Origin of the sequence: Chthonomonas sp. (assembly GCF_035294505.1) — a bacterium.
Classification (GTDB): domain Bacteria; phylum Armatimonadota; class Chthonomonadetes; order Chthonomonadales; family Chthonomonadaceae; genus Chthonomonas.
Window position 1 is genome coordinate 14,163 of the sequence record NZ_DATGKU010000187.1, and the last position, 21,881, is coordinate 36,043.

A 21,881-nucleotide genomic window follows, 5' to 3' on the forward strand; every position below is an offset into this window, starting at 1 on the left:
AAAATGGATGTGGAGATAGGTGTTCAACAGACGGAGATGGATTTTGATATAGCCATTGTGGGATCGGGCTTTGGTGGCTCGATCCTGGGGATGATCGCAAAGCGTCTAGGGTATCGCGTTCTTTTGATAGAACGGGAAGCCCATCCTCGCTTTGCCATCGGTGAGTCCACGTCGCCCTTATTCAACCTTTTATTGGAAGAGACTGCAGAGCGCTACAAGCTACCGGTGTTGCGTATTTTGAGCGCTTACGGCAGCTGGCAACGCACTTATCCCCAAGTCGCTTGTGGCCTCAAACGCGGATTTACCTTCTTTGAACATATCGAGGGACGTCGGTGCGATGCCTCTACCAATCCGACCGCTCAATTGATGGTGGCCGCTAGCCCATGTGATGAGGTGGCCGACACGCATTGGTACCGAGCCGACGTAGATGCGCTGCTTGTGGAAGAGGCTCAACAGATGGGCGTGGAGTATACCGACCGCACCGAACTCGTTCGTTTACAGCAGCAATCGGGCGATGGATGGCGACTTGAGGGGGAACGGCTAGGCAAAGCGATGGTCGTTTCCTGCCGGTTTCTAGTAGATGCGAGCGGCCCTCGAGGGTGTCTGGCGCGCGCTTTGAGTATTCCGAATAAGGGTTTCCCCAACTATCCAAAAACGCAGGCGGTCTATACCCACTTTACCGGTGTAAAGCGCTGCGAAAGCATTTCCGACTACGTTTTGCCTCATCCAGAGCCTTATCCGATGGACGATGCGGCCGTACATCATCTTTTCGATGGCGGTTGGGTATGGGTGTTGCGATTTAATAACGGCGTAACAAGTGCCGGCGCTGCGCTTGATGAGTCACTGGCGCTGCAATTGGGAGTGGCTGCCGATCCAGAAGGGGGATGGAAGCGGCTGCTAGCCCGCTATCCCTCGCTACAAGCGCTTTTCGATGAGGCGCAAGCGATAAGACCCTTTGTTTTCGTGCCTAGCCTAACGTGGCGAAGCCAGAGCGTGGTTGGAGAGCGCTGGGCGATGCTGCCTTCGGCGATGGCTTCTATTGACCCGTTGTTCTCAACCGGGTTTCCGCTAAACCTGCTAGGCATCCTGCGGCTGGCCGCAATTTGGGAGCGCGGTTTAGAAGAGCCTTCTCTTTCCCACGCCTTACAGGCCTACGCCGAGGTTGCGTTGGCTGAGGCCGATTTCACAGCGCGTTATGTGGCCGCCTGCCGTAAGGCGATGCGCTGCTTTCCCGCCTTTGCCGCCCTCAGCATGTTCTATTTCGCGGCCGCCAGCTTCTCCGAAATGGCACGGCGGCTTCAGTGCCCGCAGTTGGCTACTCGCTATTTGGCGGAGGACTGCAAAGACTTCATGGCAGGCTGGGCGCGATGCGAGGCGATGCTTGATGCGGTTTTGGAGCAGCCAGACCCTGCAGCTCTATCCTGTTTCGAGCAGGCTGTTGCCGAGGCCATCGAGAGGCTGAACGTAGCGGGCCTCTGCGATCCGCGTAAGCAAAACCGATATGGCGTTGACTTTGAGGATGTTATTCGGGGAGCGGAGAAGTTGGGCTTTACCCCGGAGGCCATGCGAGAGATCATCAAAACCGCTCCTTGGGCGCAGGGCTGTTAACTGCGATTTCGCTCCATAAGTTGCGATTTAGGGCTTATTTCGTGCGCTCATTGAGATTGGTCTTTGCGTTCGTGCCTCCCACGGTAACTAGAAGTATTAGGCAGGGAACGCTTGGGGGTTCGTAGAAACTTAAAAATGCAAAGACTTGCCCATGGAGAAAGCGTGTGAACATCATTATCATCTGCCTCGATTCGCTTCGTCAGGATCATGTCAGTTTCTACCATCAAGGCAAACCGGCCTTTGAGGGAATTCCGGCTTGTCAAACGCCCAATATAGACGCTTTCGCGCAACAGTGTATAGCGTTTGAAAACGCATATCCTTGTGGCCTACCGACCATCCCCATACGAATGGAGCTGATGACCGGCCAGTTCTCCTTGCCCTATCGTCCATGGCAACCGCTTGCTCCGACCGATATTCCGATGGCCGAGATTTTGCGAAAGGAGGGGTATGTTTGCGGCCTGATCTCAGACACCTATCACTATCGTGCGCCTGGAATGAACTACCATCGCGGCTTCAACGCCTATCACTGGATTCGGGGACAAGAGTATGATCCCTACAACTCCGCTCCTACACGACGTGATGTTACGGCCTATGTCAACGAAAACTACCCTCCTCAATGGCGTCAACTGGTGGCACAGTTTCTGGCGAACACCGACGATTTTACTCAGGAGGCCGACTGGTTCCCAGCCAAAGTCGTTGAGCAGGCCTGCGATTGGTTGAAGAAAAACCGATGTCATGGAAAAATCTTCTGCTGGATCGATTCTTTTGACCCTCATGAGCCTTGGGATCCGCCGAAACGCTTTGATACCTACACCGACCCTGCTTACAGAGGCCCACGCCTCATTATGCCAATGGGTGGGCAGGCCACTACGTGGGCTACACAGGAGCAGATAGCCCACATTCGCGGGCTTTATGCTGGCGAGGTGAGCTTTGTAGATCACTGTCTTGAGCCGCTATTTACGTGCCTAGCTGAGAACGGCTATTTTGACGATTCGATCATTGTGCTACTGGCCGACCATGGGCATCCATTAGCCGATCACGGAAAGTTTTTAAAGGGAGCGGATAGGCTCTACTCGGAACTACTTAAGGTGCCTTTCCTGGTGCGCCTGCCCAATGGCACACCGCGCAGAACGAAAGCGTTGGTGCAGTTTCCCGATCTTCTGCCGACGCTGCTTGAACTGGTGGGATTAAAGAACAACATAACTTCGATGCATGGAAGATCGTTTGCTCCTGTTCTCTTGGGTCAGGAGGACGGGCATCGGGAGGCTGTGATTGCCGGCTACTATGCTGGGGTCGATCGCTGCATTCGTGACGGCATTTGGAGTTATATCCAGAGGCCTGAAGGGGAGACAGACGAGCTATATAACCTTCAAGAAGACCCGCGTGAAACCCGCAACCTGATAGATGTTCATCCACAAGAGGCGGTGCGTTTGGCATCTTATTTCGGCAGCTACTGGCGTCGCAGGGTCACGCGCATCGTCAAGGGCATTCAGGGCGAGTATGAAGTGGCCAGCGGGCCGGTGGTGTGAGTGTGTGCCTGGCGTTTTCTGCTTAAAGGCTGTTTCCGCAGAATAGTGGATGCTGTATTGTAGATGAAGCTATCATCGCTCTTCTCCTCATGTCTGTTGTCAACTACTCCACGTCTGAAGATGGGGCTTGCCCTCAAGGCCGACGCCCTTCCCCTCAAGGCCGACGCCCTTCCCCTCAAGGCCGATACAGGGGTCTCCAGAAAATCTTGCGATTTTCTGGGGGTAGGGCGCTCTTCTCCACCCCCCGCCCCAAGGCGGTAGCACCCTGCGCCGCGAGGTTCGGTGGCATAGAGGTGGCTGCGTTAGAGGCGCAGTTTAGGAAATTGGGGTAGACTTTGACGGCGCCTAAGAAGGCTCTATGGGGACGGTTTTAGGCCGTCTGCAATGGAAATAGAATTTCGCGGTAACGGCATGGAGAGAGGAGATTTGGCTTCCCTAATGGATCGAAGGGTTGCGGAGAGGCGCCTGGCTATTTTGGGAGCAGGGAGCTGGGGGACGGCGTTGGCCCTTATTTTGGCCGACAATGCCCATCGCATTTGCCTCTGGGCGCGCAGCCAGGAGCATGCTATGGCTTTACGGCGTGAGCGAGAAAACCGACGCTATCTTCCCGGTTTTCCTCTGCCTTCCGGCGTCGAGGTTACCTCGTGTCTTGAGGAAGCTCTGGCGGAAACCGAGGGAGTTATTTTCGCCGTGCCAAGCGACGCGGTACGGTCGGTGGCCGAATCCATTCGCTCGTTGCTGCCGCCGAGCGCCTTTGTGCTTTCTGCCACCAAGGGGCTGGAGGAGGGGACGGGCTTTCGCATGAGCCAAGTTCTCATGGAAGTGCTTCCTGGAATAGAGACTCGGTTGGCCGTGCTTTCTGGACCCAATTTGGCAGTTGAGATGGCGCGAGGTGTTCCAACGGCCACCGTGGTGGCCGCATTTCATGAGGAGACCGCTCGTCACATTCAGCAGGTTTTTGCGCAACAGGCCATGCCCACTTTTCGCGTTTATACCAGCACCGATGTGGTAGGGGTAGAGCTGGGAGGAGCCGTGAAAAATGCCATCGCCATCGGCATAGGGGTTTGTGATGCCCTCGGTTATGGAGATAATGCACGGGCCGCCTTTATGACACGTGGTTTGATGGAGACGATCCGGCTCGGCAGAGCGCAGGGAGCGAAAGCGGAGACCTTTTCCGGTCTTTCTGGAGTGGGTGACCTTATTGCCACGGCCCATAGTCGTTTGTCACGCAACTATCGGGTGGGATATGGAATCGGGCAAGGTAAAGCGCTTGAAGAGGTTCTCCGTGAAATCGGGCAGGTGGCCGAAGGGGTGCCTACAACGCGTGTTCTATGCGACCTGGCACGACGTTATGGGGTGGAGATGCCTCTAAGCCAGGCTTTGCATCGCCTGCTGTTTGAAGGGTTTTCACCGGAAGAGATCATCCGTAACCTCATGCTGAGGCCTCTGAAGAGCGAGGGCGCGTGGTGTGGCGCGGAATAGGGATGCGATAGGCTATATTCCGAAGTTGGCTTTCCTTGTCGAAAGCAAAGGGATGAGAGGTGCAAACGCTTGAAAAGGGTCGTGGTCGTTATACCGACCTATAACGAGGCGGAGAACATCGAGCAGGTCGTTCGACAGGTGTATTTGACATTGCCTGAAACGCACCTATGGGTTGTGGATGATGGGTCACCGGATGGTACGGCCGAGATAGCTGAAGGACTACGTTCTCAGTATGAGGGGCTTCGCATCTATCGGCGGGAGGGACCACGCGGATTAGGGCGTGCCTACCGTGAGGCTTTTTCGCGCCTTTTGCAGGAGGGATGCTATGAATACATCGTTCAAATGGATGCCGACCTCTCGCATGATCCGCGCTACCTGCCCGATTTGATTCAGGCTGCTGAGGAGGCGGATGTTGTTCTAGGATCGCGTTATGTAAAAGGAGGCGGTGTGCGCGACTGGCCGTTTCATCGCGTGCTGCTGAGCCGATGGGCTAACTTCTACGTCCATCTCATCACCGGCATTCCGGTTAGGGATGCCACATCGGGCTTTCGTTGTTGGCACGCCTCGGCCTTACAGCGACTTAACCTGGAGGGGGTGGTTTCGGAGGGCTATGCGTTTGCCGTGGAAATGGTCTTTCGGGCTTACCGAGCGGGCTTGCGTATTGTGGAGGTGCCCATCGTTTTTACCGATAGACGCCATGGACGCTCGAAGATGACACGGCGGGTTATTTGGGAGTCGGTGCAGATGCCCTGGCGTTTACGTTTTCAGTATGGTAATAATGGCAAACATCCCTTCCGAAAAAGGCTCTGAACATGCTATAATAGGAGACAATTGTTCGTGAGGAGACGAGGAAATGAAGCGAACATACCAACCCCATAACAGGCGACACAAACGTGTGCACGGATTTCGCAGCCGAATGCGCACACACGATGGGCGCAATGTGTTGCGTCGGCGTCGGCAGAAGGGGCGTCATCTGCTTGTTCACTAAAGGTGCTGTTTGGGGCTTCTAAGGTCATACAGGAGGCGCGAAGAGGAGCCTGAAAGAAGGAAACCGTTCGCGCCTTCATTCCGTATGCACTACAGAATGCCACTTTGCTAGAGACAACCATGCTGCCACGTCCGTTGCGCCTGCGTGCTCGTAAGGATTTTCAGGCCGTCTATCGGCAGGGGCGTTCGTGGGCAAACCGAGACGTGGTTCTTTATCTGCGACAACGCAGTGGAGATGACACTTCAAACCCCCCGCATCCGCGCATCGGGTTTGTGGTAAGCAAGAAAGTGGGCAAGGCTGTGGTGCGCAACCGTCTGCGTCGGCGTTTGCGTGAGGCCGTGCGTCTACAGATAAATAGGCTGAAACAAGAGCCGTATGACCTTATATTTATCGCAAGATCGTCTCTGTTAAAGAGACCATGGCCGGACGTGCTGACCTCGGTGAATACGGTTTTACGGCAGGCAGGTGTTCTCGATGAGGCTGAGGGGGAGTATAGCAACAGTGAGGGGGCGAGAGAAGGAAGTTAGGATGGCACAGCAAAGCCTTTTGGCGCGAATGAGTTGGCTCGTTCGCAAGGGGCTGATCGGCTTGGTCAGGCTATATCAAGCGACACGCCCTTATCGCCCAAGGGTATGCCGCTACCACCCCTCCTGTTCCGAATATATGATACAGGCCATCGAAAAATACGGGGTTTACACCGGTGTGGCTTTAGGGCTACGACGTATTTTGCGCTGCAACCCTCTTTCGATAGGAGGGTACGACCCGGTACCGTAGGGATGGTCGTTGCATCTTCCGCATAAAGTTATGAGGAGATTGTCGTTGAACATTACACAGCGTTTCTTAGTGTTTAGTGTCGTTCTCGTTGTTCTCGGCGCCCTACTAACGGGGTGCAACCGAGGACCTCAAGGCATACCCCCCTATACTTTAGAACACGCACGTCAACTTGAAGCGACCGATCCCGATGCCGCTGTAGGCACTTTTATGGCGGTGAAAAACCAGAATGCAAGCCGTGATCCGGAGCTTGCTGCCGAGGCGCTTTGGGAGTTGGCACAGTTCACCTCCAACCCGAACTATTATGGTACGCCGGCGCAAATTCATGCCGTTGACCCTAACCATCTCACGCCCGAGGCCCTTCATGAGCTAGATGAAAAGCACGCCCAAGGCGATTTACTGGCACGGCAGGCGCTTATCGAGCTGAAGCGCTCTTTTGCCAACACGAAAGTCGCTCAGAATCCGCAGGTAGACCAGTTGTTGAAGGTTGTTGATGAACGCATAGACCGGCGTAACTCGCACAGCCTGGGCTACAAGTTTATTGATGCTCTTGTGGCTATAACAGGTCGGAAACCTGATTTCAGCTACTGGTTCGCTCTTGTTTTGTTGGCGATCATTGTGCGGGCACTCACATTTCCGCTCATGCTGCGCATCTACGCCAATCAGCGCGAGATGCAGCGCATGCAGCCCATCATCCGTGAGATACAGGCGCGCTATAAAGACGACCCACAGGTGATGTTTCGTAAGGTGCAGGAGGCTTATAAGGAGCATGGGGTGAACCAGTTTGCCTCGTGTCTTCCCATGCTCATTCAGTATCCTCTCCTGATCCTTATGTTTGAATGGATCCGCGCTTATGAAATCCATTTTGCCAACGGGCATTTTTTGTGGATCGGCAGCCATTTGGCCGACCGGTTTCCCGGCATTGTGGCTCATAACCTAGCGGAGATGGATGTTCCGCTGCTGCTGATCTATGCGGCAAGTATGTATCTCTCGATTAAGCTCACTCCTGTGAGCGATCCGCAGATGGCGCAGCAACAGCAGACAAGCTCGCTTATCATGACCTTCATCATGATTTACTTCTTCTATCAGGAGGGATGGTCTTCCGCGTTCTTGCTCTACTGGCTGGTGCTGAACCTCATCTCCGCGGCTCAACAGTACTACTACATCTATCGCCCCACGAAGTTGGCACAGGCCACAGGCGGGAACGGAGCTATCACGCTGAAAGTGATAGGGGAGAACGGAAAAGGTGTCGAGCGCGATGGCCAATCTACTTCTGTTCCATCGGCCACGGCACCTCAATCGGCGGGTTCGTCGTCCTCGCGTTCTCCAAGCGCACGGCCTGCGCCGCGTCCACGGCGTAAAAAGAGATAATGTCGGTTTGCTAACTCAACGAAGGAGAGAGCCTGGCAAATGAGCGAGCCTATAGATGACGAAGCGCTAAGCGAGCAGCAGCGGATAGCCCTACAGCTGATGCATGAGATATGCGATCGGCTGCCGCATGATGTGCGTCCGGTAGGACGCGAGATGCAGGGGTGTTACTTTTACGTGGAGCTTGTGGGAGAAGACGCGCAACGATTTTGGGGGCATGCGGGAAAATCGCTCGATGCCCTTCAGTTTATAGCCAATAACATTCTCGTTCGGCGCGTTCACGGTGAGCTACGGCTTGTGCTAGATGCGGACGGCTATCGGGAACGACGGGCGGCTGCGTTGCGCGCGCGTGCCCTGGAGTTGGCGCAAGAGGTGAAAGCCATGAATCAGGAGGCAGAGCTAGAGCCTCTTCCTCCTCACGAACGCCGTATTATCCATAAAGCCCTTGCCGATGACCCCGATGTGCGTACCTACAGCGAGGGCGAGGAGCCAGACCGACGCATCATCATCTCGCCTCGTGAGTAGCCCATCGCGAACGTAAACGATCTATGCGTCTTTCGCGTCTGCACAATAGGGCGCGATGAGGGAGCGGAACTTCTCTGACCATGGGCGCGGTCGGCGCGTTTGAGGGTCTACTCTTACGATCACCGTGAGACCCTCTGCCGCTAGTTCCCCATCTTCTCGATACATTTTGAAAGAGAGCGTAAGACTGCTATTGCCGAGGTGACTCACCGTCACAAAAATATCCACCGGTTGAATACGCTCCACCGGGGCACGGTAGTTGATCTCATTGCGGGCGACCACATAAGGCCAATCGAGATCGGGATTTTCCGGGTAAGCCCCTTCTCCGAGAGCACGCCACAGCTCAAATCGTGCCCTCTCAAAGAGCACAAGATATTCCGCATTGTGAAGGTGATGCTGCGGATCCATCATATCGAAATAGACGTACTGTTTGCTATGTAATGCTATTGGTTCCGACACTCGATACCTCCTAACATATTAGTGCGACTACGGAATAGGTTTTTGGATGATTGCCAGCAGAAGAACAAAAGGCCTATTAAGCTCAGATAAAGCCCGACGTTAAAGCTTGAAGGGCGAAATCGGAATGCGACGATATGCTCGCCCGAAGAGAGGCGCACAGCGCGAAACAGCGAGCCTTGAGAGGGCGGTGGGACGAGAATGGGCACCCTATATTTATCTACCGTTGCTTCCCAACCGGGATAGTTTTCGTCGGCTAGAATAAGCAAGCCACCGGTGGGAGCTGTAACCTGCAAGGATACGCGGGTAGGGAGGTCTTGAAGATACGTTACCGGTGGATTTGGGAGTTTGGGATTATCCGACACAAAGCGAGCGCGTGGTAGTGCGGAGGATAGGGGATAGAGAGTAAGGTCATCGCTTGAGAGCGGCAGCGGCGGCGTTTGGGGAGGAAGGGTGACATCGGCAAAGGCAGGGTTGTCGGTGGGTAGGGCCACCGCATAGCGGGCACCGGTTGTTGGAACAAGAGGGGCGTTCGGGTTTTGAAAAAACACCATATTACCTACTTCTGGAGGGCTGGCGTCGCTCACGCCGAAGCGGTTGGGACGCGCAAAGCGGTCGGCGTAGGCTTTCAATTGGCCGGGAAATAGAGAATCGTAGCCCTGCACATCGCGCAACGCATAGACCATAGCCCCGTTGGGGGGTAGAACGGCCGGCGGGGGGGTATTAAGGCTCCAAAAACGGTTTATGGGGAATATACGCTCATGGCCGAGGTGGGTTTGAAGATAGCGAATGCCTGGAGTGAGCGGATAGACCCAAGTAGAGCGGGCAACCGGATTGACCGGCATACCGGTCCAAAATAGGTCGGTGATCGTGATAGCGAGACAGCCGAGGGCGAAACGAAAGGAGCCGGACACGGGGTGACGATGTGTCCGCCAGAAGAGAACGGCAGACAGAGTGAGACCGGCCCCAAGCCGAACCCAATCGTAGGGAATGCGAGAGAGCGCGCGAGCGAAGGACGGTACATCGAGCAGATCAAAACCCGGAAGCGGAACGGTCAACGCTTGAGAGACCAAAAAGAGGCAAAGTCCAAAGCCGGCCAGTAGAGCGGCAAACAGGGCGAGGAAGGCACGCTTTTCGAGCGGCGATTCGAGAAGATAGTCTAACCCAAACGCGGCCAAACAGGCTGTGGCGAATGCCCAAAGCACCAAAATGCGTGCTGGCGACCCGGAAGCGCCGAAGCCTGGAATACCGAAATAGAAGAGCGCGTTCAAGGGGGTGCCGAGCGCCATGAGGAGGGCAAACACGGCAAGAATGGCGAAGAACAGCGCCCGATAGTTTGGGGCACGGCGGTGCAACGCGCGATAGACCGCCACGGCAGCCAAGAGCAGAGGGAGAATGCCCACATAGAGCGCGGTTTCTGCAGCGTTATGTCGCACGGCCACCAGCGAGTTGCCGGCGGATTGCAGATAAAAGCCCCAATAATGGTTTTGCGGATCGTAATCGTTGCCGGTGAGATTGGGCAAAAAGAGAGTAGAAAGTTCGTAGGGTTGAAGTGCGTAGGCGATGTACTCTTGATATCCGGCCGGTGTCGCCTGTGTTGCGCGGTGAGAGAGACGCGAAAGCTCGAGCGTTGGTAGGAGCTGAATGGAGCAGAGAAGGCCGCCGAGTAGAAAAACCCCGGCAGATAGCGCAAGCAGTTTTCCGATGGGTTTTTGTTCCTGTAGCGTACGAATGAGGAGGGCGAGCACCCAAAGAAAGGCGGCCAATAAGCCATAGAAGGCGATCTGCAGGTGGCCGGCCAACAGCATAAGACCGAGGGAGGCTCCTGCGGAGGTAAGGGAGGTGCCGGAGGAACCGGGTGTGCGCAGAAGCCGATAAAGCTGACGTAGCAGGAGGGGAAACCAGCAGGACGTGGCGAGAAAGGTGGGGAGCTGGAGCCATTGCACTTGCCAGGCCGAGTAGGCATAGATGCAGCCGCCAAGCAGGGAGGCAAGGGGAAAGCACCGAAGCTGTTTGAGAAACAGGTAGGTGAACCAGCCACAGAGGGTAAGGTGCAAGAGGGCGTTAAGGTTGAATGCGATTGTTGTTGGAAAAAGATCGAATAGGAGGTTAGGTGGGTAGAAAACAGCGGATTGGCTATTGGCAACGAAGGGCGCTCCACAGAACTGGTAGGGATTCCATAGGGGCAGAAATCCAGAGCGAACCGTTCTGGCGGCAAACAGCCGCCATGGATAGAACTGGGCGATACCATCCCAGCGCAACGGATTCCAGGGGGGCAGCAATTTGGTGTGAATCGCAGTCTGGTAGGGCGCGATATAGCCCAGCAACCCGGCAGGCAAAAAAACATCCCCTACAAAGGTCGTGCGGTAGAGGAAAATGGCGGCAAGGAAGAGATAAAAAACGGGCGGGAACCAGGTAGAAAACTTGTCCAAGCGAGCCACACCTTGGCGGGAGGGCGGGGTAGTGTAGGACAATGCGGCGTTCGCTATCCAAGCATCTCCTTGATGAATTTCAGGCTATCGGTGGCGCGTTTATTATTCGGATCAAGACGCAGCACTTCCTGGAACTCCGCCGTCGCTTCGTCGTACATGCCGAGCATGGAGTAGGTGAGGGCGAGGTCGAGCCGGATATCTACGCGCTCGGCAGCAAGTTGCACGGCTTTTTGAAGCTCTTCGAGCGATTCGTCAAAGAGACCTGTAAAGCCGTATACGAGGCCGAGTTGATGGTGGGCGTCGCAAGAATTGGGGTCTTTTTCCAAGACCTCTTTAAAGGCAGCGACGGCCTCATCATATTGGCCTTCATTCTTATAGGCGATGCCACGTTCCAGGATGCTGTTTTCTAAGCAGCTCATTGTCATGCGTGTCTCCCTTAGGTTTTTTCGGGGTTCTATTGTCATCATAACCAAGGATAATGGCGTTGAGCGGACCCCGTTTCGTTCCTGTTCTGACTTGTTCCCTGGAAACTAGATGCGATTATATCACGTCCACATAGGAAAATCAAGAGGAAGTTTTTATAGGGGGGTGTCTTTTTATTGTAGGCCTCTTACCATAGGGAGACAAAGGGCTGCTTAGCCCTGCTTGGGGTGAGGGCGTGACGGGGTCGTTTTACGCTTTCTTAATGTATCGAGCGCCCAAGCAGCGTGCTCGCGCACGAGGGGGTCGAGGTCGTGTTCGGCGGCGTTTTGAAGTGCGGATTCGGCCTCCGGGTCATCGCTATAGGCAAGGGCAACGGCCACGTTGCGCAGCAGCCCCCTGCGTTTTGCCCGTTTCACGGGGCTTTTTCGAAACTTCTCTCGAAACTCCGGTTCGCTTAATCGCAATAAGTCTACTAAGCGGCTGTTTCGGGTGATCTCACGGGGCTGAAAGGCCGGCTCTGTGGTGGGGGTACTGAACTTTTGGTTGAAGGGGCAGACCTCCTGGCAGATGTCGCAACCGAAAACGCGATTGCCGTTGGCCGAGAGTGCGGGGCGCAACTCGACGGGGATGGCCTCCTTGAGTTCTATGGTGAGATAGGATATGCAGCGACGGGCATCGAGCTGATACGGAGCGATAAGGGCACCTGTAGGGCAGGCTTCGATGCAGCGCATGCATCGCCCGCAGTGGCCTTCAGCCGGCCGGTCGGGTTCAAGGTCGAGATCGGTTACCAGAGCGCCGAGAAAGAAATAGGAGCCGCGACGCGAGTTGATCAGCATGGTGTTTTTGCCGAACCAGCCCAGACCGGCACGTTGGGCCACCTCTCTTTCGAGTAGAGGGCCGGCATCTACGTAGACGCGCCCGGCGACGTTTGGCGCGATGTGTTTTTTGATGTGCTCCAAAAGTTGATAGAGACGTTTTGTCATAACATCATGGTAGTCGTCTCCCCGAGCGTAACGGGCGAAAATGGCATGGTTTGGACGTACAGGGGGAGTTGCCGGCCCCTCCTGTGTGTCGGCGTAGTAGTTCATACCGACGACGATAAGAGAGCGTGCGTTGGGCAGAAGCTCTTGGGGGTTTAGCCGTCGCTCTAGATTTCTGGCAAGGTAGTCCATCTGACCGGCATATCCCTTTGCGAGCCAGTCGCGGTACTCTTGTTGGAAGACCGATGGGGTGGCCTCCGCGATCCCGACAAGATCGAAGCCTAGCTCTTTGGCATAGGCTTTAATCTGCTCTTCGCGTGTTAGCGTGGTCTGCATGTTGTAGCGGGAACGGCTTTAGCCAATCGCATCGAGTGCTTCACGCAACGGCACCTGCACGCACGTAAAGGTTGGGGTATCCCGGAGGGTATAGGCGCTCGCCTCCGATTCCCGCATATGCTGTACAAGATCGAGGAAGTCGGCCGGAATGTCGGTTTCAAAGGCAACCACGAACTCTTGGTCATCAATGCCGAAAGAGTAGGTGGTGTTGAGTTTAACCGTTGGATATTTATGCCCAAGCTCTATGTGCTCCGCCATGGCCTTTTGGCGTTCCTCGTAAGGCATTCGATACCAGGCGCGTGTTTTGACGAAAGGATAAACAAAGAGGAACTTGCGCCCGGTGGGGCGGATGATGAGGCGACGCCCTTCCGGTTCGTTTTTTGCGGTTGGGTCTTTATATTGGGAGGATTTCGTCATGGAGAGGAAACAGTAGGGCTGGGTCATCCAGCGGCCGATGCCGGTTCGTAGAAAGCGCGCCGCATGGTTTCGCAGGAGGTCGAGATCGGGTGAGGCCATCCAAAGCAAGAGGTCTACGTCACCTCGGATGCCGGTAAGGGAGTAGCTACGGATCATCATTTCGTCGGCGGCCTCTTCCACCGCGCAGGCGAAATCGGCCTTATCCTTTTCCCGAACTTCATCGGGTTGGCGTCGCCAAGCGGGGTCAACTTTATAGAAAGCGAATTCGACCATGGTACGGCCACGGTTTTCCATTGTTCATCTCCTTGCTAGCAGATCGGAATTAAGGTGCAAGTATGAGCGCCCGTACCGGGCCGTCATGGGCAGCGATACAGGCGACCTGCTTACCTGTATTTACGTTCCAGAAGCTGAGAGTATTATCGGCAGCGCCGCAGATGAGCATAGTGCCATCGGCACTCCAGAGGAGGGTACGGGGTGGTTGAGGGAGATTCCCTTGGAAAGCAAGGGGCATTCCTGTGGCGGCATTCCAGAGGCGGATATGGCCGTTGGAATCGCCGGTGGCCAGGGTTTTACCGTCGGGGGAGGCGGCGAGGGCGGTGACACCGCGTTCGCAAACAAAAATACGCCGAATCTGTGCTCCTGTGGCGAGGTTCCAGGTCATCAGATAGCCATCTTCAGAGACGCTAGCAACTTGGGTGGCTCCGGCAAGCAGGGCGATGCCGGTGATGGGAGCATCGTGGGCTAGGATGCTGGATCGCAAAACGATTCTGCGCCCATTATCGAAAAGCAGCCATACCCGAATCTGTCGGTCGGCGCCGGCGCTAATGAGGGTATGGTTATCGGGAGCATAGAGGAGGCCTGTAACCGCGTCGCTATGGGCGGGCACAGCGGCAAGCAAACGCCCCTGTTGCCATGCCCACAGGCTAATGGAACCATCGGCGGCGCCTACAGCAAGAATCGTGTTGTCGGGAGAGAGAGCCAGTGCGGTTATGGGGCCATGATTCACAGCAAATGTATCGCCGGGGGCACCCGAGGCCAGGTTCCACAGGCGTACAACACCATCCGCCCCGCCGGAGATCAACATCTGCTGCCCGTCTTTGGTGCCGAGTGCCAAAGCGTTAATGTCGCCGGTATTCGGATCGATCTGAAGAGTAGGTTGGCCGCTGGTATCCCACAATTTGATGTTTCTGCTCGCCGAGATGACTTTTGGCAGCGGCATAAGATTGAGAGTTGGAGCAGAAGGGGGTGTGGGAGTTTGGGTCGGTTTGGAAGGGCTTAATGCACGCGAGCGGCCAAGCTGTGCTTGAGCCGGCCAAGCAAAGGCCAGGCCGAACAAAATGAACAGCGTTTTTACTGCAATATCGCGCGTAGATAGCGTCCATGCAAACCGCAATCTAGTAACGCCCAACTCCTTGCTCCTTCCTTCAGCACGATCAATAGCGATGCATCACCTCCTTTTTAGACCCCAAATCGAACAACAAGTTTCAGCCACTTCTCCATACTCTGGGTACGGAGAGGACATAGGCGGTTTGGCGTTTTGAACCTGGCCTCTTTAGGAGGTAGCTTCCATCGGCTCTAGGTAGAAGTTGTTGGCATAGAGATCGGCCACTTTGTCCAGTTCTTCTTGGGTAAAGGAGGGAGTATCGGGGGCTTTGGCAAACTCCTCCAACTGAGCATGGTCGTAGATATTGGGCAGCACCGACACGATGGCAGGCTGGGCAAGCAGCCATTGGATGGCCATCTGGCCAGGTGTACGTCCTGCCGTTTCGGCGGCAAAGCGCAGCTTTTCTAGCTTCTTTAGCCCATTGATGAGCCACTCTTGGCGCATCTGATCGTTGGTGAGGCGGAAGCTGCGGTGGTCGTTCGTATCGAAGGTGGTTTCGGTGGTGTAGCGCCCTTCCAAAATGCCGGAAGCGTGGGGAACACGCACGATGACGGGAACACCGGTCTCCTTAGCTGCCGGGCAGATCGGCTCGCCGAGTTGTTGTTCCAGCATGTTATAGATGATCTGGACGGCCATGCGGCGCTCTTTAACGCTGTAGAGGCCCTCCTCTATCTGTCGTTCAGGTCGCAGTGCCGGCCCTAAAGCTGCGCCATAGGAGCGGATTTTGCCTTCTTGCTTAAGCGCTTCGAGCGTGGCGAAAAGATCGTCGCTTTGAAGTGCGGAGAGGCGCGGGTTGTGAAGTTGATAAAGGTCTATGTGGTCGGTGCGCAGGCGTTGTAAGCTCTGTTCACAAGCGCGACGCACGAACGTTGGCGTCCAGTCTTGAGGCCTTTCTCTCTGGCCGGGCTGAACGCCGGGGTAGTTGTAGAAATCGTAGCCAAATTTGGTGGCGATAACGATCTCATGGCGATGGTTTTCGAGAGCATCGGCGAGCAACGTCTCGCCCTTTCCGTCGCCATAGACATCGGCGGTATCGAAGAAATTGATGCCGAGATCAAAGGCGCGACGCAGCAGGCGAATGCCTACCTCATCGTCATTGATCCCCCACATGGTTGTGGCAACGGTCCAGACTCCAAAACCGACGGCGGAAGCTTTAAGGCCTGTCTCTCCTAACACACGGTATTCCATGTTTTACCTCCTAGATGACGAAGGGCAATGAACCCTTCGAACGGTTTTCCCTACTAAAATAGTATCCAACATTAGGGCAGGCAGAGTCAATATTTGGATAGAAATATCCAAATATTGACTCTATCCTCGCTCATCCGTATAAGCTAAAATGGATGCTTGACTTGTACAAGGAACTATGATACACTGAAATACACGTTTGGAAGCAGCAAGAGATTTCTGAAGGAGGGGTCGTTGACGATGTTCTACCGTAGCATGATGCGCTTAGGCGTCTCCTTGCTCCCTATGATATGCCTTCTAGGGACGCCGTGGGCGCGAGGGCAGGGGATACCGTTCACCATTATTCGCCCGCCGGATGGTGCCACCGTTCGTGAGAACGTGGCCATTGAGGTGCCGCGTGCCAGCATACCGCCTGAGGGCTATGTTGGTGTCTACATTGACGGAAAGTTCACCGCTGCGGTCTATCCACAACAGAACTCCGATAAGCCCTTCACCTATATTTGGGCTACAAAGGATTTGGGGGTTTCGGATGGTGAGCACACGGTGCGGCTGGTGCTTTTCGGCCCGGCGCCCGATCAGGCCAACGGCAGCATCCAGCTCGGCTCGACCTCCATTCGCGTCAATGTCGCCAACATCATTCACAATGGCCCCTCTGTTTTGCGCTTGCGCTATCGGTTCCCGGAGGGTTTTCAGTTTCACTATAGCCGCGACAGTTCGTCGGTGATTGTGGGAGGTTTTTCAGAGACCGGCTCCAGCAGCGACGTGCCCCTCTCCTCTGTTGAAAGCAAACTGCTTTTCGATATAGAGCAACCTTTACCGGAAGCGCTGGTGCGTGACAAACTTACCGCATTAACGCTGATGCAGGGTGGACAGCAGTTCACATATCCACAAGATCAGCTGCCTTCTTCGGTCTACCAGCTACTCGATACCTTGGGGCGAATTCACTATGAGATCGACTCGAACTCCTTGAAAACCGTTTCTGCGCCGCAAGGCCAGCTGGCAGCTTACCAACAGGGAGCTACCATGTCCGCCCAACCCAATATTTTGGAGCTGGATGCGCTTAACCTGCCAACGCTGCCGGAAGCCGCCGTTTCTGTGGGAGAAACATGGATAACTCCAGAGCAGAGGATAGATATCCCCGGTTTGCCGTCGGGCGATCAGCCTAAAGTGACGCTGCATAGTCGCCTGGTAGATTTGGAGTGGCAGAACGGCTACCCAACAGCCAAGATTCATCAATCGTTTGACTCTACGACGGAGACGGCGAAGCTGCCTGACACGATCATGTTCAACGGGATTCCCATTCAGAAGCCAAAGATCAACTTCGAGCGCGACATCTACTTTGCCTACACGGCTGGGCGTGTTGTAAAGATGGTCAGCACGTTGACGATAAAAGGAGATACTCCTGCCCAGATCAACAACGCCACAGCCAATGGTCTAACCACTACCAGCTATGGGATGCCTTACGGAGGCCCGGGCGGTATACCGCCTGAAGGCGGGTATCCTGGTATGCCCGGAGGGCCCTACGGGATGGGGGGAACCTCCTCACCCTATGCGATGGGAGGTGCGCCTTATGGAGGTATGCCCTACGGGGGTTCTCCTTACCGAGGGCGCCAGGGCGGCATGAAGCCGGGGGGGCCTCCTGTAGGAGGGCCTTCCTATGGCGGTGGGCCTCCTGTAGGAGGGCCAGCTTATGGCGGTGGGTCTCCTTACGGTGGCTACCCCGGTGGGCCGAGCGGCTATCCTGGGGCGCCGGGGGGCTATCCTGGCATGCCTCCCTTTGGCGGTAGCTCTTCTCCCTATGGAATGGGGGGGAGACCGCCGTATGCTGGAGGTAGCTCGATGCCCGGAATGCCCGGCAGCAGTCCCTACGGTACCGGCGGTGTGTTGTCTCCTGAACAACTCCACGCCATAACCGTGCGAACGAGCACCATTACGAATCTAACCGGCGTCTCTCGTTCTTAGCAGGTTCGGCTCGAACAATCGGATATCCGCTTTCTACGGGGTGAGGAGAAACCTCACCCCGATCCTGCTTCTTTTGGGCGTGTAGGAAAATGCAAAGGGCATTCACTCTGATTTTTGGCTTGCTTTTGATCGGTTTGGGACTTGAGTCGCGAGCCGAGCGGGACATTGTGTATGCGGCGCGTTACTATTTTCCGCCTCATAGTCATCGGTTGAGCCATTTCCATATCTATCGAATAAACCCCGATGGCTCCGGACGTATTCAGTTAACCTATGGCTCTACAGACGATACCGGCCCGCTCTGGTCGCCAAATGGTCGTTTGATTGCTTTTGATCGTGAATATGAGCGCCACGATGCCTATGCGAACGCTGTCTATGTAATGGACGCTAGGGGACACCATTTGAAGCGAATCGCTAAAATCACCTCCTTTGGTTTTCTAACCTTCTCTTGGACTGAGGATAGCCGTGCATTGATCGTGAACGGCAAGCTGTACCCGTTGTCTGGACAGCAGCACACGTTAACACCTTGGGAGAAAAACCCCAATGCGGTGGTCTCTCCAAATAGGCGCTATCTCTATGTTTCTGCCGATCCCGACTCCGGTAAGCCGGATGTGCTGATTAACCTAACCACCCAGCAGCAGATTAGAGTGGAAACTCATCTCGACTGTCCCGTGTGGTGGAATAACCGCACGATTGTAGGAGCTTGTGATTATATTGACGATAGCGGACAGACCGTTCCGGGAATCTGCACAGTCGGATTAGATGGGAAGATAGCGCGTCGGCTTCGCTTTCAGCCCTCGCAAATGACCCCAGAGGGCGCCTATACATCGTTACAAGATATTCGCGTTGCACGATTGCAAAAGATTCCTCAAGACAAAAGCCATCTCGTGCTGTGGAGCGATGAAGGAAACAGCACCGTGAGACCTTTATACGGTTTCTATTATGTGGACATAGACACGGGAAAGGCCAAACCGATCACCGATGGACAGTTCTTGTTGTGGTCACCGGATGGTACAAAGGTCATGTGGGCCGATAGAGACCTTGTTCCCTATGGGAAACATCGGGACGGCACCGAGCGCGTGGTATGGGGAACGCCGCTCTGGATGATGGATATAAGAACCGGCCATAAACGCAGCTTAACACCGGGAATCGTGTGGGTAGATAGTGCCGAGTGGCGCGGAGGGGGTAACTGAATGGGTTTCTCCAACATCGTCTCATACCTCTCACGCCCTATGAACCGTCGAAGTTGTCTCTTAACGATGGTGTTCCTAGGATGGGTTGGGCTTTTGGGGCCGCTGGCTGCGCGCCCCTTACCACCTATTGGTGCCGAGGCACATCCCTTTCCCGATACGACCGACAGAATCGTGGTCTTCTCCGATCAGCTGCCATCGGCCGCCTCCTTAAGCCAGGCTCAGTGGCGTTTTATCGCAGACCATTATGCGGGTACTCAGAAGGAGACACGTAGCTGGGCCGAGACCATTCGCAGGTTAAATCCGCATTTCATTGTGCTGCACTATCAGCTTGCTGTGGGGGCCGGAACGGCGGCTTTCTTGGATGGGGAGCGCTGGACGAACGATTTTGACTATATAAAACAACATCCAAACTGGTTTTTAAGGACTGCCGACGGAAGTCCCATTTCCCAAAATGTCTATCATTGGGATGTAATGAACATTCTCTTTAGGAACGGCAAACCCGTTTCCGGATGGCCTCCGTATTGGGTGGAAACGGCTTTGAAAAGACTACGCGATAACGAAGACGACGGAGTGTTCGCCGACAGCTACACGCAGGATATTCTCATGAACCAGGTGAACCCTCCCTTTGTGTGGTTCTCCAATGTTGAAGCATGCAAGCAGAACTGGATTCCAAACCTCAACCTATACGGTGCCTATTGCTGCAAGGCACTGCACGACCAGCCGGAGCACTTTTACTATCTGCCGAATTTGGGCGGTTTAGTAAATGCCTGGGACACCACGAACTATGCGGTTGGGGATGGAGGAATGAACGAGGGTTTTGCACTGGCAGGGCCGGAAAACTATTATGCCCCGAGCGATTGGCAACTCCAGATGAACCGACTTTTAGCCCTCATCCGTGCCGATAAGGTCGTGATCTGTCAGTCTTACATACGCGATTCGGATTATGATGCGCGATGGTTTGTTATCGGCTCCTATCTGCTGATCAAAGGGCGGCATACGTTTATCAACATGTTCGATACCAGCACTCTATCGTGGTATCCCGAATACACGGTGCCGCTGGGTGCCCCTCTTTCAGAGCCGGCAAGGACGATTTCGGCCAACTGGGATGCAGCCTGGGGAGTCTATCGCCGCGACTTCACTAGAGGGATGGTTTTAGTGAACCCCGGTACTCGGCCTGTAAGGATAGATTTAGGGCGTACCGAGTATTTGATAGAGGCGAGGGGGGGAGGACCGGTTCCCGCTTCTGGTATGCCGACCGGGAAATTGGTAAGACGACCGGTGAGTGCGGTGACGATTCCTGCACATAGTGCTCGTATCTTTCTGAAGGGTTAAGTGTGCTGTGATAGTGGCAAAAAAACCCTGTTGACAGAACGACGGCGACACTAGTATTATATATAAAGGTTGCCAATGGTTTTAAATACCTTGCTGTTGGTGAGGCGGTGCCAGGTTAGGGTGAACATGGTCAAACGAGCGGGTTTACAATGGAATAGGTTTCTGATTTTTGGAGCCGTCCTGCTTCTCTTGATAGTGACACGGGTTGGCTTGGCGCAACAGGCGACGAATCCTTTCCAGGATGTGCCTGCCGGTAACTGGGCGTATGCGGCGCTGGCGACTCTTCAACAAGAGGGGGCGATTACCGGCTATCCCACCGACTATTTCCAGGGAAAAACCCTTCGGTCTCGTTACGAGTTGGCTGTGGCCTTGAAGCGTGCTCTGGACAGGCTTAGTGTAGCTAGCTCGGCGACGCATGTGACCCTCAAAGATATGGAGCCGCTCAAGCGTTTGGTGGTCGAATTCGAGCCGGAGTTGAAGATGCTGGGGGAGACGCGCGCTGCTGCCGATGCGAGTGTTGCCGCTGTGGAAGCGTCTCTTTCCCATTCTACAAGCTCCGGTTCGTCGGGGCCGGCACCTAGCCCCTCTTTGCAGGTGACCACCCATGTAGAACCTCAGCTGCCCCTCCTTGAAACGCCATTGCCCTCTTCCAATGCGGTTGTCGGATCGCCCTCTAGAGCCGTTGGTGGAGCTAGTCTTCCCACACTGAATCTCGCGGAACTGGGGAACACTTTGCGCTTGGCCAACGCTTCTGGCCCTGGAGTTGCCCTTCAGCTCTCCCTGGCTCGCGCTGCGCAACTGCAGATGCAGCTTGGCGATGCCACGGCCCTCGATCCGTTGCTGCCTTCTAGCCCCGGAGCCTTGTCTTACATGACACGCCTCACCTATCGCCCGCTGTCTAATATTACACTGCAAGCTGAAGCGCTGCGCAATTTGGTGCCGATTCTGGAGGGGAGCAGCTATACCTTGCTAGGGAGCAACGCCTATCGTGTTCGCGTGGGGTATGCCAATGGGCCGGCAAGTGCGGAATTGGGCTTTCAGTTTGTAGCGCCTGCGCTCGATAATAACTCGCTTTTAGCAAGTAGCCTTCTGCTACCGAACAGCACCCTGCTGGAGGGGCCGTTTACCAGTCTTTCGTTACGGCTATCTCACTCGCTTCAAAGCTATTTGATGGGCGAAATCCTGATGAATACAAATAGTCGGGATGCCCTTTCTGAGTTGGTTTTGAACGGAGTGTACCGTGGGCAGGCGGGGGTCATCTGGGATCCGTTACCGGGCTTGCACCTAAGTGCGGGGTTTGAGAGCATTTTTTACGATCTCTCTTCCGCTTCCGGCCTAGGTGGGCGTTCTCTCTCCTCGCAACAGTTTATCACGTTGGGAGCCGGTTTAAACCTCACCCGCAATGCCATGTTGCAGCTGCTTTATCAATACGGGAACAGCTCCTCTCCTCTGTTAGACACCTCGCGCTCTACAGGCAACTCTGTGTTCACCACCCAGTTGGCCATCCATTTCTAAG

Annotated in this window: 20 protein-coding genes; 13 read left to right on the plus strand and 7 right to left on the minus strand. The window is 55.0% G+C overall.

The features are described from left to right. Nucleotides 1-3 precede the first annotated feature (3 nt). The 9 genes from VKV18_RS11500 (at nt 4) to VKV18_RS11540 (ending at nt 8,271) form a co-directional block, all read left to right on the plus strand. The gene (locus VKV18_RS11500; RefSeq protein ID WP_324204345.1) at nt 4-1,608 is read left to right on the plus strand and encodes an NAD(P)/FAD-dependent oxidoreductase; all 1,605 of its coding nucleotides are present in this window, start codon (nt 4-6) and stop codon (nt 1,606-1,608) included. A gap of 164 nt (nt 1,609-1,772) precedes the next feature. Continuing rightward, nucleotides 1,773-3,137, plus strand: a complete 1,365-nt coding sequence (locus tag VKV18_RS11505; protein ID WP_324204346.1) for a sulfatase — start codon at nt 1,773-1,775, stop codon at nt 3,135-3,137. A 438-nt stretch (nt 3,138-3,575) separates the two neighbouring features. Then, complete coding sequence (locus VKV18_RS11510) at nt 3,576-4,619, plus strand: NAD(P)H-dependent glycerol-3-phosphate dehydrogenase (protein ID WP_324204347.1); 1,044 nt, start codon at nt 3,576-3,578, stop codon at nt 4,617-4,619. Nucleotides 4,620-4,688: 69 nt separating this feature from the next. Further along, the gene (locus VKV18_RS11515) at nt 4,689-5,429 is read left to right on the plus strand and encodes a polyprenol monophosphomannose synthase (RefSeq protein WP_324204348.1); all 741 of its coding nucleotides are present in this window, start codon (nt 4,689-4,691) and stop codon (nt 5,427-5,429) included. A 43-nt stretch (nt 5,430-5,472) separates the two neighbouring features. Continuing rightward, the gene (rpmH, locus tag VKV18_RS11520) at nt 5,473-5,607 is read left to right on the plus strand and encodes a 50S ribosomal protein L34 (protein WP_016482257.1); all 135 of its coding nucleotides are present in this window, start codon (nt 5,473-5,475) and stop codon (nt 5,605-5,607) included. A 104-nt stretch (nt 5,608-5,711) separates the two neighbouring features. Then, nucleotides 5,712-6,134, plus strand: coding sequence for a ribonuclease P protein component (gene rnpA, locus VKV18_RS11525; protein ID WP_324204349.1), 423 nt, complete (start codon nt 5,712-5,714; stop codon nt 6,132-6,134). Between the two features lies 1 nt (nt 6,135). Further along, nucleotides 6,136-6,381 carry a membrane protein insertion efficiency factor YidD gene (gene yidD, locus VKV18_RS11530; RefSeq protein WP_324204350.1) on the plus strand — a complete coding sequence of 82 codons (246 nt, stop codon included), beginning with the start codon at nt 6,136-6,138 and terminating at the stop codon, nt 6,379-6,381. A 45-nt stretch (nt 6,382-6,426) separates the two neighbouring features. Then, nucleotides 6,427-7,749, plus strand: a complete 1,323-nt coding sequence (locus VKV18_RS11535) for a YidC/Oxa1 family membrane protein insertase (RefSeq protein WP_324204351.1) — start codon at nt 6,427-6,429, stop codon at nt 7,747-7,749. Nucleotides 7,750-7,788: 39 nt separating this feature from the next. Further along, nucleotides 7,789-8,271: a protein jag gene (locus VKV18_RS11540; protein WP_324204352.1), complete on the plus strand. Its 483-nt coding sequence runs from the start codon at nt 7,789-7,791 to the stop codon at nt 8,269-8,271. A gap of 21 nt (nt 8,272-8,292) precedes the next feature. On the opposite strand, the gene VKV18_RS11545 is transcribed toward VKV18_RS11540, so the two are convergent. From VKV18_RS11545 to VKV18_RS11575, 7 genes are all read right to left on the minus strand, one after another. Further along, nucleotides 8,293-8,727, minus strand: a complete 435-nt coding sequence (locus VKV18_RS11545; RefSeq protein WP_324204353.1) for a thioesterase family protein — start codon at nt 8,725-8,727, stop codon at nt 8,293-8,295. After that, nucleotides 8,712-11,156 carry a hypothetical protein gene (locus VKV18_RS11550; protein WP_324204354.1) on the minus strand — a complete coding sequence of 815 codons (2,445 nt, stop codon included), beginning with the start codon at nt 11,154-11,156 and terminating at the stop codon, nt 8,712-8,714. Before VKV18_RS11550 ends, VKV18_RS11545 begins: the two co-directional genes overlap by 16 nt. A gap of 53 nt (nt 11,157-11,209) precedes the next feature. Then, on the minus strand, nt 11,210-11,575 hold the full coding sequence (locus VKV18_RS11555) for a tetratricopeptide repeat protein (protein WP_044948861.1): 366 nt from the start codon (nt 11,573-11,575) through the stop codon (nt 11,210-11,212). 216 nt (nt 11,576-11,791) lie between these two features. After that, nucleotides 11,792-12,895, minus strand: a complete 1,104-nt coding sequence (queG, locus tag VKV18_RS11560) for a tRNA epoxyqueuosine(34) reductase QueG (RefSeq protein WP_324204355.1) — start codon at nt 12,893-12,895, stop codon at nt 11,792-11,794. 18 nt (nt 12,896-12,913) lie between these two features. Next, nucleotides 12,914-13,606, minus strand: a complete 693-nt coding sequence (locus tag VKV18_RS11565; RefSeq protein ID WP_324204356.1) for a chlorite dismutase family protein — start codon at nt 13,604-13,606, stop codon at nt 12,914-12,916. A 28-nt stretch (nt 13,607-13,634) separates the two neighbouring features. Further along, the gene (locus VKV18_RS11570; protein ID WP_324204357.1) at nt 13,635-14,720 is read right to left on the minus strand and encodes a WD40 repeat domain-containing protein; all 1,086 of its coding nucleotides are present in this window, start codon (nt 14,718-14,720) and stop codon (nt 13,635-13,637) included. Between the two features lie 144 nt (nt 14,721-14,864). Continuing rightward, a complete protein-coding gene (locus VKV18_RS11575; RefSeq protein WP_324204358.1) occupies nt 14,865-15,884 on the minus strand; it encodes an aldo/keto reductase in 1,020 nt (339 codons plus the stop codon). Nucleotides 15,885-16,121: 237 nt separating this feature from the next. On the opposite strand from VKV18_RS11575, the gene VKV18_RS11580 reads away from it, so the two are divergent. From VKV18_RS11580 to VKV18_RS11595, 4 genes are all read left to right on the plus strand, one after another. Next, nucleotides 16,122-17,843, plus strand: coding sequence for a hypothetical protein (locus VKV18_RS11580; RefSeq protein ID WP_324204359.1), 1,722 nt, complete (start codon nt 16,122-16,124; stop codon nt 17,841-17,843). A gap of 89 nt (nt 17,844-17,932) precedes the next feature. Further along, nucleotides 17,933-19,033, plus strand: a complete 1,101-nt coding sequence (locus tag VKV18_RS11585) for a hypothetical protein (protein ID WP_324204360.1) — start codon at nt 17,933-17,935, stop codon at nt 19,031-19,033. Continuing rightward, a complete protein-coding gene (locus tag VKV18_RS11590; RefSeq protein ID WP_324204361.1) occupies nt 19,034-20,365 on the plus strand; it encodes a putative glycoside hydrolase family 15 protein in 1,332 nt (443 codons plus the stop codon). A 189-nt stretch (nt 20,366-20,554) separates the two neighbouring features. Beyond that, nucleotides 20,555-21,880, plus strand: coding sequence for a hypothetical protein (locus tag VKV18_RS11595; protein ID WP_324204362.1), 1,326 nt, complete (start codon nt 20,555-20,557; stop codon nt 21,878-21,880). Nucleotide 21,881: the final 1 nt, after the last annotated feature.

What these genes read in the sequence shown, in the direction of transcription:
- VKV18_RS11555 (WP_044948861.1), bottom strand. Translation starts at nt 11,575, where the DNA reads ATGAGCTGCTTAGAAAACAGCATCCTGGAACGTGGCATCGCCTATAAG.
- queG (WP_324204355.1), bottom strand. Translation starts at nt 12,895, where the DNA reads ATGCAGACCACGCTAACACGCGAAGAGCAGATTAAAGCCTATGCCAAA.
- VKV18_RS11510 (WP_324204347.1), top strand. Translation starts at nt 3,576, where the DNA reads ATGGATCGAAGGGTTGCGGAGAGGCGCCTGGCTATTTTGGGAGCAGGG.
- VKV18_RS11585 (WP_324204360.1), top strand. Translation starts at nt 17,933, where the DNA reads ATGCAAAGGGCATTCACTCTGATTTTTGGCTTGCTTTTGATCGGTTTG.
- yidD (WP_324204350.1), top strand. Translation starts at nt 6,136, where the DNA reads ATGGCACAGCAAAGCCTTTTGGCGCGAATGAGTTGGCTCGTTCGCAAG.
- VKV18_RS11575 (WP_324204358.1), bottom strand. Translation starts at nt 15,884, where the DNA reads ATGGAATACCGTGTGTTAGGAGAGACAGGCCTTAAAGCTTCCGCCGTC.
- VKV18_RS11500 (WP_324204345.1), top strand. Translation starts at nt 4, where the DNA reads ATGGATGTGGAGATAGGTGTTCAACAGACGGAGATGGATTTTGATATA.
- rpmH (WP_016482257.1), top strand. Translation starts at nt 5,473, where the DNA reads ATGAAGCGAACATACCAACCCCATAACAGGCGACACAAACGTGTGCAC.
- VKV18_RS11590 (WP_324204361.1), top strand. Translation starts at nt 19,034, where the DNA reads ATGGGTTTCTCCAACATCGTCTCATACCTCTCACGCCCTATGAACCGT.
- VKV18_RS11580 (WP_324204359.1), top strand. Translation starts at nt 16,122, where the DNA reads ATGTTCTACCGTAGCATGATGCGCTTAGGCGTCTCCTTGCTCCCTATG.
- VKV18_RS11540 (WP_324204352.1), top strand. Translation starts at nt 7,789, where the DNA reads ATGAGCGAGCCTATAGATGACGAAGCGCTAAGCGAGCAGCAGCGGATA.
- VKV18_RS11565 (WP_324204356.1), bottom strand. Translation starts at nt 13,606, where the DNA reads ATGGAAAACCGTGGCCGTACCATGGTCGAATTCGCTTTCTATAAAGTT.